Source organism: Streptomyces sp. H27-C3, assembly GCF_030063415.1.
Taxonomy (GTDB): Bacteria; Actinomycetota; Actinomycetes; order Streptomycetales; family Streptomycetaceae; genus Streptomyces.
In genome coordinates, this window is record NZ_JASITA010000011.1 from 162,554 (window position 1) to 174,841 (window position 12,288).

9 protein-coding genes and 4 pseudogenes are annotated in these 12,288 nt (G+C 73.7%); 8 read left to right on the plus strand and 5 right to left on the minus strand.

Translation table 11 applies throughout. The annotated features are described in order from the left end of the window. Window positions 1-106 precede the first annotated feature (106 nt). From QMK30_RS13600 to QMK30_RS13610, 3 genes are all read left to right on the plus strand, one after another. On the plus strand, window positions 107-1,315 hold the full coding sequence (locus QMK30_RS13600; RefSeq protein ID WP_283518019.1) for a lycopene cyclase family protein: 1,209 nt from the start codon (window positions 107-109) through the stop codon (window positions 1,313-1,315). 73 nt (window positions 1,316-1,388) lie between these two features. Continuing rightward, a complete protein-coding gene (locus QMK30_RS13605; protein ID WP_283517957.1) occupies window positions 1,389-2,126 on the plus strand; it encodes a class I SAM-dependent methyltransferase in 738 nt (245 codons plus the stop codon). Further along, window positions 2,123-3,697, plus strand: a complete 1,575-nt coding sequence (locus QMK30_RS13610; RefSeq protein WP_283517958.1) for an FAD-dependent oxidoreductase — start codon at window positions 2,123-2,125, stop codon at window positions 3,695-3,697. The genes QMK30_RS13605 and QMK30_RS13610 overlap by 4 nt, the downstream gene beginning before the upstream one ends. A gap of 166 nt (window positions 3,698-3,863) precedes the next feature. Here the strand turns inward: QMK30_RS13610 and QMK30_RS13615 are convergent, their stop codons facing one another. The 5 genes and pseudogenes from QMK30_RS13615 to QMK30_RS13635 form a co-directional block, all read right to left on the minus strand. Continuing rightward, entirely contained in the window at window positions 3,864-4,901 is a 1,038-nt protein-coding gene (locus QMK30_RS13615) for a Rieske (2Fe-2S) protein (protein WP_283517960.1), read from the minus strand. Beyond that, window positions 4,898-5,971, minus strand: a complete 1,074-nt coding sequence (locus QMK30_RS13620) for a phytoene/squalene synthase family protein (RefSeq protein ID WP_283517961.1) — start codon at window positions 5,969-5,971, stop codon at window positions 4,898-4,900. Before QMK30_RS13620 ends, QMK30_RS13615 begins: the two co-directional genes overlap by 4 nt. Then, window positions 5,968-7,533 carry a phytoene desaturase gene (locus QMK30_RS13625; RefSeq protein ID WP_283517962.1) on the minus strand — a complete coding sequence of 522 codons (1,566 nt, stop codon included), beginning with the start codon at window positions 7,531-7,533 and terminating at the stop codon, window positions 5,968-5,970. The genes QMK30_RS13620 and QMK30_RS13625 overlap by 4 nt, the downstream gene beginning before the upstream one ends. Continuing rightward, complete coding sequence (locus QMK30_RS13630) at window positions 7,530-8,969, minus strand: polyprenyl synthetase family protein (protein ID WP_283517963.1); 1,440 nt, start codon at window positions 8,967-8,969, stop codon at window positions 7,530-7,532. Before QMK30_RS13630 ends, QMK30_RS13625 begins: the two co-directional genes overlap by 4 nt. 203 nt (window positions 8,970-9,172) lie before the next feature. Continuing rightward, window positions 9,173-9,825 (minus strand): annotated as a pseudogene (locus tag QMK30_RS13635) (MerR family transcriptional regulator). Window positions 9,826-9,941: 116 nt separating this feature from the next. Between QMK30_RS13635 and QMK30_RS13640 the strand changes: the two are divergent. From QMK30_RS13640 to QMK30_RS13660, 5 genes and pseudogenes are all read left to right on the plus strand, one after another. After that, a pseudogene (locus QMK30_RS13640) lies at window positions 9,942-10,472 on the plus strand (RNA polymerase sigma factor); the annotation flags it as partial. Beyond that, window positions 10,465-10,704: pseudogene (locus QMK30_RS13645) on the plus strand (WCX domain-containing protein); the annotation flags it as partial. The pseudogenes QMK30_RS13640 and QMK30_RS13645, both read left to right, overlap by 8 nt. 194 nt (window positions 10,705-10,898) lie before the next feature. Continuing rightward, window positions 10,899-11,504 (plus strand): annotated as a pseudogene (locus QMK30_RS13650) (DUF4383 domain-containing protein); the annotation flags it as partial. A gap of 30 nt (window positions 11,505-11,534) precedes the next feature. Beyond that, window positions 11,535-11,771: a hypothetical protein gene (locus QMK30_RS13655; RefSeq protein WP_283517964.1), complete on the plus strand. Its 237-nt coding sequence runs from the start codon at window positions 11,535-11,537 to the stop codon at window positions 11,769-11,771. A gap of 157 nt (window positions 11,772-11,928) precedes the next feature. Beyond that, on the plus strand, window positions 11,929-12,267 hold the full coding sequence (locus QMK30_RS13660) for a YkvA family protein (protein WP_283517965.1): 339 nt from the start codon (window positions 11,929-11,931) through the stop codon (window positions 12,265-12,267). The last annotated feature ends 21 nt before the right edge of the window (window positions 12,268-12,288 follow it).

Sequence of the window (12,288 nt, forward strand, 5' to 3'; positions counted from 1 at the left end):
CCGCCCCGCCGGAGCGGCACAGCCGGTTGGCGGAATCGGCCCGGACTCGCTCCGGCCATGTGCATCCGCCGACCGGCCGTGGACCGTATGACTGGGTGTGAAGGAGATTTCCGTGAACGGTGCGAGCGGTGCGGACGTCATCATCGTCGGCGCGGGGGCCGCCGGTCTGTCGCTCGCGCACCACCTCGCCGCGGCGGGCGGCCCGGCCGGGACCACACCCACCATGGTCCTCGTGGAGGCCCCGGACGGGCCGCTGCGTCCGCCCGAACGCACCTGGTGCTTCTGGGAGGAGGAGGACGGCGCCTACGAGGAGGCCGTCGTCGCCTCCTGGAGCCGGCTGCGCGTCCGGACGGCCGACGGGCGGACGGTGGAGGGCGACCCGGGCCCGCTGCGGTACAAGATGATCCGCTCCGGCGGGTTCGAGCAACTGATCGGCAAGCGGCTGGCGGCCCGCCCCGAGGTGCGCCGAGTCCGGGCCACCGTCGATGGGGTGCGCGATGTGGCGGCGGGCGCCGAAGTACTGTGCACCACGGCAGCCGGCGAACGCCTCACCCTGCGCGGGCGCTGGGTCTTCGACTCACGTCCGCTGCGCCGGCTGCCGCCCGCGCGGAGCAGCCTCGTGCAGCACTTCCGGGGGTGGTTCGTCCGCACGGAGCGGCCCGAGTTCACCCCGGGCGTCGCCGACCTGATGGACTTTCGTACCGCGCAGCCCGATCACGGCCTGTCGTTCGGGTACGTACTGCCGCTCGGCCCGCAGGATGCGCTGGTGGAGTACACCGAGTTCTCCGCAGCCCCGCTGACCGGACCGGAGTACGAAAAGGCGCTGCGGCACTACACCCGCGATGTGCTGGGGCTCGGCGCACTGCGGATCGTCTCCACCGAGCAGGGGGCGATCCCGATGACCGACGCGGTCTTCCCCCGGCGCGTCGGCGCGTCCGTGTTCCGTATCGGCACGGCGGGCGGCGCCACCCGCCCGGCGACCGGCTACACCTTCGCGGCGGTGCAGCGGCAGAGCAGGGCGATCGCCGCCGCCCACCGGCGCGGCCGGGTACCGGTGCCGCCGCCCGCGCACCCGGCCCGAGCCCGCGCGATGGACGCGGTCATGCTGCGCGCGCTGGACACCGGCCGGGTGAACGGCGCCGACTTCTTCGCCGGGCTCTTCGGCCGGACACCGATGGAGCGGATGCTGCGTTTCCTCGACGGCCGCTCCCGCGTGTGGGAGGACATCGCGATCGGGTTGCGGACACCCGTCGGCCCCATGCTGCGCACCGTCGCCGAGCTCCCGTTGCTCCCCCGCAGGGAGCAACGCCCCTGACCCCACAGCTGTCCTGCCCCGTCCCCCGCTCCCCCACCGGCACCACGGACCCGACACCCCGAGGAACATATTCATGACTCTCCTGCGCGACGAAGAACTCGCCACCGCCTTCGATCACGCCGCGCACACCTACGACCGGCTGGTCGCGGCGAACCCCGGCTACCACGCCCATCTGCGGCGCTCCGCCCGTCGGCTCGCGCTGCCCTTCGGCGGCGCGGGAATGCGTCTGCTGGACCTGGGCTGCGGCACGGGCGCGTCCACCAGGGCGCTGCTCAAAGCGGCGCCGTACGCGCAGATCACGGCCGTCGACGCGTCCGCGGGCATGCTGGAGCGGGCGGCGGCCAAGTCGTGGCCGTCCCAGGTGCGTTTTGTGCACGCCCCGGTTGAGGGACTGTCCGACGTCGACGCCGGCGGTCCCTACGACGCGGCGTTCGCCGCCTATCTGTTCCGCAATGTCTCCGACCCCGACTCGGTCCTGGCCTCCGTGCGCGATCTGCTGGTGCCCGACGGCCGGTTGGCCGTGCACGAGTACACACTGACCAACGCGTGGGCGTCGCGGGCCCTGTGGACGGCGGTCTGCCGGGGAGTGGTGGTGCCGGCCGGCACCCTGACCGGCGACCGTGCGCTCTACCACCACCTGTGGCGCAGCGTCCTGGCCTTCGACCGGGCGCCCGCGTTCCGGCAGCGGATGGCCGGCGCCGGTTTCCGGCACGTCAGGTACGCACCGATGCCCGGCTGGCAGACCGGAATCGTGCACACCTTCGTCGGTCTCGCGGACGACGCCGCCGCCTCCGGACCGGGTGGGGCATGAGCGCGGGCCGTGCCCCGGCCGGGGCCGCGCGGCGGGGCCGGGACCGCCGCGCGCAGGTCCTGCCGGCCACGCCGGGCCGGGATCGGTTCACCGACCCGGGCACCGCGCCGCGCGTCGCGGTCGTCGGCGGCGGCATCGCCGGGCTCGCCGCGGCCACGGGGCTCGCCGAACGCGGCGTACACATCACCCTGTACGAGAAGGAGTCCGCCCTCGGCGGCCGACTGGCGGGGTGGCCCGTGGAGCTGGCCGACGGCTCGTCCGCCACCATGAGCCGCGGCTTCCACGCCTTCTTCCGCCAGTACTACAACCTGCGCGGCCTGTTGCGCCGGGCCGACGGGGGCCTGACCTCGCTCACCGGCCTGCCCGACTACCCGCTGCGGCACAGCAGTGGGCTGAGCGACAGCTTCGCCAAGGTGCCGCGCACACCGCCGTGGAGCGCGCTGGGCTTCGTCGCGCTCAGCCCCACCTTCGGCTGGCGGGACCTGGCCCGAATGGACCCTGTCGCCGCGCTGCCGCTGCTCGATGTGCGGGTGCCCGAGGTGTACGAGCGGCTCGACTCGACCAGTGCCTTGGATTTCCTGGCCGCCATCCGCTTCCCGGAGGCGGCCCACCACCTGGCGTTCGAGGTCTTCTCCCGGAGCTTCTTCGCCGATCCCCGGGAGCTGTCGGCGGCGGAGCTGGCGCTGATGTTCCACATCTACTTCCTGGGGTCGTCGGAGGGCCTGCTCTTCGACGTTCCCAACGAGCCGTTCCCGCAGGCTCTCTGGGAACCGCTGGGGCGCTATCTGACCGGCCACGGCGCGCGGTTGCTGACCGGTACGCCCGTCGGCCGGATCGAGCCGCTGCCAGGCGGCGACCTGGAGGTGGCCGCGGACGGGGCTGCGCCCGAGCGTTACGACGCGGTGGTCATGGCTCTGGACACCGGGGGGCTGCGCGGTGTCGTCGAGCACTCGCCCCGGTTGTGCGACGCGTCGTGGCGCGCCCGGATCGGGGGGCTGCGGAACGCGCCGCCCTTCCTCGTCTCCCGGCTGTGGCTGGACCGTCCCGTGCGGGCGGAGCGTGCCGGGTTCCTGGGGACCAGCGGGTACGGGCCGCTGGACAACGTCAGCGTGCTGGAACGGTGGGAGGGCGAAGCCGCCGGGTGGGCGAAGCGCACCGGTGGCTCCGTACTCGAACTGCACGCCTACGCCGTGGACCCGGCGGCCGACCGGGAGGCCGAACAGGAGCGGCTGCTGGCCGAGTTGTACCGGGTGTATCCGGAGACACGGGACGCGAAGATCGTGGACGCGCGGCACGAGTGGCGTGCGGACTGCCCGCTGTTCCCGGTCGGCGGCTACCAGGACCGGCCCACGATCCGCACCCCCGACCCGGCCGTGACGGTGGCCGGGGACCTGGTCAGGACCGGCCTCCCGGTGGCCCTCATGGAACGCGCGGCGACCAGCGGTTTCCTCGCGTCCAATGCCCTGCTGGAACGCTGGGGCGTGCGCGGCCAGACGCTGTGGACCGTGCCCCGCAAGGGACGCTCGGGCCTGCTGCGGGCGCTCGCGGGACCGCGGGGCGAGCGGGACTGAGGGGCGCGGCGGGACTGAGGGGCGCGGCGGGGCCGGCGGCTGCGGGCACGGGGCGCAGCCCTCGCAGCGGGGACGGCGTACCGTCCCGCCCGTACGAGCCCCCCGGGGCCCGGGCTCTTGAACTCCCGGGCCCCCGGCCCCGCTTCTCCTTCGATTCCGCCGGGTATCAGCCGGGGAAGCGGCCTGTGCTGCGCAACTGCCAGCGGCGTTGCGCGTAGGCGAGGTCGTCCCGCCACAGTCGGCCCGCGGCGAGCCGCATCAGCGGGCGCAGGGCGGGCGCCGCCGCTCGGGCGGCGGCGAACCCGGGGCGCTCCGACACGGCGATGACAGCTTCGACCACCGCGGTGCGCGGGCGGCCCCGCGCGTCCGGGGCGAGCGGCGTGGCGTGCGTCTCGACGACGGAAGTACGGCCCTCGCCCTCGGTGATGTGCATGACGACGGTGCGCGGCTCCGGTGCGCTGAACACCGCGCGCACCGGCACGACCACCCGGCCCGCCAGCTTGAAGGAGACGTCCACCGCGAAACCGTCGTCCTGGGCGGGGTCCCCGTCCGCGGGTGTGCTGAGTACGGTCAGATCCACGAAGGAGTACGGGTGGAACCACGAGCCGTGCCACGGGTCGAGCCGGTTCGCCACGATATCCTCGGGCTCACAGATGCCCACCGCGGAGTACACCGAGTCCACCGCGCCCGAGGCCGGTCGCTCGGGGACGACGGGCTTCGGTGTCGGCTCCTCGCCGCCGAGCGCGTCCAGCCTGACCCAGGCCAGCACCCCGTCGTCATGCGCGGGGTAGGGCTCCCAGCCGGCGAACGGCTCGCCGTCCAGGGCAAGTCCGTGCCAGTGACAGACGACGGTGCCGCAGTGCACCCGGCTCTCCCGCAGCGGGGCGCCCAGGTGGGGGCAGATGCCGGAGCCCGCCGTGAGGCGGCCGGACGCGTCCCGCCACGCGATGACCTCGGTCCCGCCGACGTTGCGGCCGAACGGCTGCTTGCGACGGCCGATGTCGCGGCTCGCGCCGAGCACGTACCAGTTGCCCGACGGGCGGGCGCAGGCCCGCTTGAGCGCGTCCGAGATCAGCGCGGGCTTCGCGTCCCGCCAGGTGGGCCGCTGGCTCGCCCAGGGCACGGGCCGCCGCAGCCGCAGCGGGAACCGGGCCCCGCGCCGGCCCGGTCCGGGGGGCGGGCCCGGCGTCGTACCGCGCGTCATGCCGGGTCTCCTTCACCGAGCGGCTGAAGGGGTTGCATGGGCTGCACCGACGGTCCGATGTCCGCCCGCTGCCGTGCCGCCCCGGGCTGGCGCACGGCCGGGGTGCCGGCCGCAGGGCGGCGCGGGCGCCGCACACAGGCATCCCACAGCCGGGCCGCCGCGATCTGTCCGACGCCGCCGAGCGCCACCGCCGCCCGCCGCCCGCGGGGCACCACCGAGCGGCGGTGCAGCGCGGCGTAGCCGTCGTCGGCGACGGCGTCCAGGATGCCGCCGTAGAGCGTGTACGCCGTGCGGATGCAGGGCCGTACCACCGGGTCGAGCATGTCCAGGCCGGGTGCGGCCTCGCGGTACACACCCCGTGCCAGCTCGGCCGCTTCGGTCAGGGCGGCCCTGATGCGCGGGTCGGTGCAGCCCGTGTCGCGGCTCCACCGCAGCAACGGCCGGTCGACACCGTGCGCGGCGAGCAGGTCGGTGGGCAGGTAGATCCGGCCGCGGTCGAGGTCCTCTCCCACGTCGCGCAGGAAGTTGGTGAGCTGGAAGGCGACGCCGAGTGCGGCGGCGTGCGGGGCCGCTTCCCGGGTCGGGACCACCGTGCCGAGCACGGGCAGCATCTGGAGACCGATCACCGCGGCCGATCCGTGCATGTACCGGGCGAGGTCGTCGTACGTCGGATAGTCGGTGACGTCCAGATCGCTGCGCATCGATCCCATGAAGTCGGCGAAGTGCCGTGGATCGATGCCGTACCGCGCGGCGGTGTCGGCCACCGCCACGACGACGGGCTCCCGGGTCGCACCGCCCCGCAGCGCCGCGTCGAGCTCGACCTGGAGCGCCCGCAGTGCGGCGTCCCGCTCCGGCCTGCCGACCTCGCCGTCGAGGTCGTCGACGATGTCGTCGGCCCCGCGGGCGAAGCCGTACAGGGCGTGCACGGCGGGACGGCGGTCCGGCGGCAGCAGGCGGGTGGCCAGGAAGTATGTCTTCCCGTGCCGGGCGTTGAGCTGCCGGCAGTGCGTGTACGCCGTGCGCAGCGCGGGGTCGGTGATCCGCGCCGCGTCGAGTTCACGTCGGGTCATCGCGGGGTGCCTTTCGCGGGAACGGGGCGGGGCGGCGGCGCGGCAGACCGCAGCCGGGACACGGCGGATCGGGGGCGGGTGCGGGGGCCGGTGATGCGGGCCGCCGCGAGCTTCCCGGAGATCAGCACGGTCGGCACGCCGACTCCGGGGGTGGTGCCGCAGCCGGCCAGTACCACGTTGTCGACGCCCCGTACGAGGTTGCGCGGCCGGAACGGGCCGGTCTGCGCGAAGGTGTGGGCCACCGAGAACGGCGTACCGGCGGCGTGCCCTGCGGCCGTCCAGTGCACCGGGGTCACCACGTGCTCCTGCTCGATGGAGTCGCCGAACCCGTCGAGTCCACGCCGCTCCAGCTCGGCCACCAGGCTGTCGCGGTAGCGCGGGGCGAGGTCGTGCCAGGCGCGGACGTCGGGGCCGGTGTCGGTGTTGGGGCAGGGCGCGAGGACGTAGTGCAGGTGCTTGCCCTCGGGGGCCAGCGAGGGGTCGTGCGTGGTGGGCCGGGTGATGAGCAGCGAGGGGTCGCTCATCAGGCGGCCGGTGCGGGTGATCTCGTCGAAGGTCTGCTTCCAGGCGCCGCCGAAGGAAATGGTGTGGTGCGCGAGGTCGTCCCAGGTGCGGTCGGTTCCGGCGTGCAGGATGACGGCGGACGGCGAGTGCCGCAGGGCGATCGGGCGGCGAGGGGCGCGCCCGAGCAGCCGGTGGGCGACCGGCAGGTCGGGGGTGAGGACGACCGCGTCGCAGGGGACGCGGTCGCCGGTGGAGGTGTGTACGGCGGTGACCCTTCCGGCGGACCGCTCAAGGCGGGTCACTTCGCTGCTCCAGTGGAACTCGGCGCCCGCGTCCCGGGCGGAGTCGGCCAGCGCGCGGGGCAGGGCGTGCATGCCGCCGCGAGGGAAGTAGACGCCCGCCACAGTGTCCATGTACGCGATCACCGCGTACGCGGCGAGGGCGCGGGCCGGCGGCACTCCCGCGTACAGGGCCTGGAAGGAGAAGACCCGGCGCAGCCGTTCGTCGGACAGGAAGCGGCCGATCTGGGCGTCGAGGGTGCTGAATCCGCGCAGCGCCGCGAGTCGGGCCAGGTCGGGGTGGAGGAGTTGGAAGGGGGAGTCGAAGTTGGTGTCGATGAAGCGGCGCATCTGGGCGGCGTGCAGGTCCTGCAGCCAGCGGCGGAGCCTGCGGTAGCCCGCGGCCTCGCGCGCTCCGGCGAACCGGCGGATCTCCTCCTCCATCGCCTCGGCACCGGTGTGCACGTCGAGGCCGGACCCATCGGCGAACCTGGCGCGGTAGGCGGGGTGCAGCTCGATGAGTTCCAGCCGGTCGGCCAGCGAGTCCCCGACCGCCGCGAATGCCTCGTCGACCAGGTGCGGCATGGTCAGGACGGTGGGCCCGGTGTCCGCCGTGAACCCGCCGAGGTCGAGGCGGCCCGCCCGGCCGCCGGGCTGGTCCGCGCGCTCGACGACGGTCACCCGGCGCCCGGCGCCGAGCAGATGCAGGGTGGCGGCGAGCCCGGACAGGCCCGCGCCGACGACCACGACATGGCCCGTGGGGCCGGGGACGGTCCTCATCGGCTGTGTCCGGTGTTCTCGGCGCCGACGCGCCGGGTGGCGGGGGCGGGCCCGCGCGCGATCAGCTGCGTCTCCTGGTCCGGGGAGTTCGCGGGGTTCGCGGGGTTCGCTGTGATCGCGGTGTCCGAAGTCACCGACGAAAAAGGCGAGTTCGGCGTCCTCGGAGTGATCGGGGTGCTCGGAGTGATCGGGGAGGCTGCGGTGTTCACGCCCGCGGCCACCGCGAGCAGTTCGGACAGCCGGTTGTGCGCACGCGGATCCATGGGAGCGCTCCTGAGGTGGCGTCGGCTGTGCAGCACCAGCCGTTCGATCTTCGACTCGACGGCGGCTCGTGCTCCGGTCTCCTCCAACACCGTTCGAACGCGGTCCAGTTGCACATCGGTCAGGTCCGGCGCGCCGAGACCGGCGGCCAGCACGTCGAGTGCCGCCGCGTCCCCCGAGGCGTCGGCCCTGGAGCGGGCCACCGCCACCAGGTACGTCAGCTTGCCCTCGCGGATGTCGTCGCCCGCCGGCTTCCCGGTCAGCGCCGGATCACCGAACACACCCACCAGGTCGTCACGCAGCTGGAAGGCGATGCCCGCGCACCGCCCGGCGGAGCACAGGGCCGCGGTCGTCCGGTCGTCGGCGCCCGCCAGCGCCGCGCCGAGTGCCAGCGGACGTTCCACCGTATACAGCGCGCTCTTGAGGCAGGCGATGCGCACGGCCCGGCTCAGCGACGCCGACCCGGCGGCCTGGGCGTGCAGTTCGAGGTACTGGCCCGCCACCATCTCGGTGCGCATGGCCTGCCAGTGGTGGCGCATCCGCCTGCGGGCGCCGGTGTCGACTTCCGACTCGGCCACCAGGTCGTCGGCCCAGGCCAGCGCGAGGTCCCCGGCGAGGATCGCGGCGGAGCGGCCGAACGAGCTGCCGGAGCCGCGCATCGAGCGGCCCTCGTGCTGCCGCGCGAAGTCGACGTGCACGGAAGGGGCGCCGCGGCGCAGCGCCGAAGCGTCCATGACGTCGTCGTGGATCAGCGCGCATGTCTGGATGAGTTCGAGGGCAGCGGCCACGTTGAGGGCCGCCACGGCCTGCCGGCCGCCATCGGCGCCGCCGCCCGCCCGCCATCCCCACCAGGCGAAGGCGGCCCGCCAGCGCTTGCCGCCGCGCAGGGCGAAGAGTTTCACCCGTTCGGCGACATCGTCGGCGAAGACGGCGTCGACCTCGGTGGCCTCCGCCAGCCGGGTGTCCAGGTACGCGCCGAGTACTTCCTCGACGGCTCCGGTGATGTCCGCGTCCGCGCGGGAGAGTGGCGCACGACCCTGACGGTCCGCGGTCCCGGGCGCGTGCCCCCGCCGCGCTTCGTGCTCTGGCGCCTGCTCATGGCCGCCCGTGCCCGGTTCGCCGTGCCCCGTGGGGTGGCCGGCGGGGAAGGTCCGCATCGCCCTGGTGGGGGGCATCGCTTGTCCTCTTCTCGCGTCTTTACGGTCGTCGGGTCACCCTTGATTCCCCCCGGAACGCGTTTACGGATGCACCAGTGTTTGCCCGATCTCACGCGGATGTCCCAGCAGGTGCGGCCGACCGGGCGAACGCCCGGGCCCGGCGCGGGCCTGCGCGGACTACTCCGGCGCGGGACGCCGACCGGCGGGGACTCGGAGATCCGTCACGGTGCGCAGAGGTCCGCCACCGTGTCGATCGCCTCTTCGAGGCCGCGCGGCCGCCCCGTGCCGGGGAGGTGCGGGCCGGACCAGTCCGGTCCCGCGACGAGCACCGCCGGGCGTGTGCGTGCGCCGCGCACACCCCAGCCGATCGAGCCGATGTGCTGGGCGAGCGGGCGGCTGGCGGTCGCCCGGGACTGGCTCCACAGCACGACGGCAGCGGGTCCGGTGCGACGTACCGCTTCCTCCAGTGCCTGGGCGGGCACCGCCCCGGCGGACGGTCCGGACGCGGCGGCGCGGCCGACCGCTTCGCGGACCGGACGGGCTCGGCGGCGTCGGCGCCCGCGAGAGCCGCGCGGGCCGCCTCGGCGGGCGGCACTCCGGAGCTGGTGAGCCGGCACATCCGTTCCAGGACGGCGATGTCCTCGGGCGTCCAGCGCCGGTGCCTGCCACCTTCGCGGGCGGCGGGCCCGATCCCGTACCGCCGGTCCCAGGAACGCAAGGTCGTGGGCGAGATACCCAGCGCCCTGGCCACGGCACCGGTGCTCAGCCCCGCGGCGACGACGACCGGTGGCGATACGGCCGAGGGGCCCAGCGAGGCACTCACCTCTTCACCGTACGACTCGGACCTTCGCCATACGACGCAGAACCGATGCATGTTGCTCGGCTTCGGCGGTTCGGAAACGCTGTGCCGACCGCAGCGCAACCGGCCGCGTCCCGGCCGACGGGAGGAGCGACGCCCCGGGGTCAACCACCGCACGGAGCCCGGCCGCTTCCCGCGCCCCGGAGCGCGCGCCGGACCAAGAGGCCCTGGCGGCTGAGGAGTTGGCAGCGGGTCTGGTGCGCGGGGACGAGCACAGCTTCGCCGGCGTCTACCGTCTCTGGAGCCCTCTCGTCCACACGCTCGCCCTGCGCGCCCTGCGAGACCCGCGCGAGGGCGAGGACGTGACCCAGCAGGTCTTCCTCGCCGCCTGGCGCGGACGCCCCGGCTACCGGCCTGAGCGCGGGCCGCTCGTCGGCTGGCTGGTGGGCATCACCCGGCGCAAGACGGCCGACGCCCTCTCGGCACGCACCCGGCGCGGCGAACTCACCGCGGCGGCGTCGGCTGCGGGACACGGCGCACCGGCGGCCCGTGGTCCCGGCCCGGAGTCCGCCCTGGACCGGGTGCTGGTGACCCAGGCGATGCGGGAGCTGCCCGGCATCCAGCGGGACATGCTGTGCCTGGCCTTCTACGCCGATCTCACGCACGCGCAGATCGCCGAGCGGACCGGGGTCCCCCTGGGCACGGTCAAGAGCCATGCGCGTGAACCCGGCGCGGCGCGACGACCTGCTGAACACCGCGGTGGCCGTCCGCGCCGAAGAACCCGACGCAGACGGCTGGCTGCGGCTGGAGGTGACCCACCAAGATTCATGGCACGCCGAATGGGCGCTGTGGCAGCTCAGCATGGACGGGGAAGCCCTGGCCCCGCAGTCGTTGCGCACCGCCCTACGCAACCGCGCCGCCGCGATTGCCACCCGCTACGGAGACTCATCCTGAGACTGACGCTCCCCGAGGACCGGTTTCTACGCGGATCCGCGTCAAAACCCGGCTCAACAGTCTCAGCGGCCCGGGAGCCGAACGGCGCACAAGCGGCGCAAGCTGCGAAAATGGGACAGTGGGGCGACTGTGGAAGGGGCTGTGGATCGCACACGCGTCACCGGGCACCCAGGGGCACCAGTCAGGAGGCAGTCATGCGGCTCAAGGACGAATTGCCGGTCGACCACCGGCTGGCCACGGTCTACCGGGCGGGCGCCGCACTGTGCGGGGTCATCCTGATCATTTTCGGAAGCCTGGGCTTCGCGGACCAGCTCGGCTTCTTCGACACCACCGGATCCCAGGTCGCGGGCCTGTCCACCAACGGTCTGCTGAGCCTGATCTCGATCGTCGTGGGTCTGGTCCTCATCGGCGGCGCCGTTGTCGGCGGCAATACCGCGTCGAACGTGAACATGGCAGTGGGCGCACTGTTCGTGCTGAGTGGATTCGTTCACCTCTTCATCCTCGACCGCCCGGCGAACGTCCTCGACTTCGGCATGTCCAATGTCGTCTTCAGCTTCGTCATGGGCCTGCTGATCATGACGTTCGGCATGTACGGCCGGGTCACGGGCGGACTCCCCCACGACAACCCGTACTGGCGTCGTCGCCACCCCGACCGGGCCGCGCGCGAGGATTCCGCACGCCGCGCCGGACCTGTCGCCGCCCCTGCCCCGCTCTCCCTGTCCGCCACCCCGGCCACGGCCGCCCCGGCGCGCATACAGCCGGAACCCTCGGACGGTAGGAGTACTCGTAGGACGACCTGATGGCCCGGCCTAGATCCAAGGCGGACGGCGGTGGAAGTTCACCTTGATCAGACCCAATTGGCCGAGCTGGCACTGGCTCGCGACAATCCCGAGGAGTCGTACGCAGAGACCGCGCACCTACTGAGGTGCGCACACTGCCGAAAGGAACTCGACGCGCTGCGGCGGGTCGTGAAGGCGGCGCGCGCCGCCTCCCCCTCGTTGCCGCTCGTCCCGCCTCCCGAACACATCTGGGACGCGGTCACCGATGACGTGTCGCGGGAGACCTGAGGGGTGCGGGAGACCTGCGGCACGCGGGAGGCCGACGGAGAGAGGAGCGTCGTACGGACGACCGCCGCACTGGGCCGACCGGGTCACACCCCGCGTCTCCGCGCCGCAGCGGGGTAGACGTCCTTGGACGGGGACCGCCGTCCAAGGGGAGGCGACCATGAGTACCGAGGCCAAACTGATCGTGGCGGCCGTGGCCGTAGTGGTGCTCGCGACGCTGGTGTTCACCGCGGTGCTGCTGGTCCGGCTGGTACGGGCGAAGCGGCACTTGCGGCAGGCGGGCGTGCCCGTGGGGAACAAGCTCGCCTTCTGGGGTGCGCTGCTCTACACGATCAGCCCGATCGACCTGCTGCCCGATCCCATCCTCATCGACGACATCGGCGTACTGCTCGTGGCTCTGCACTCGCTGCGGGCCGCTGCCGAGGCGGCGGCGGGCCGGGGCGGCCAACCGCTCAAGGCGGGCCTGCCGCCAGTGGAGCATGCGGGTCAACGGCGATAGAGGTCAGCGGCGACAGAGGCC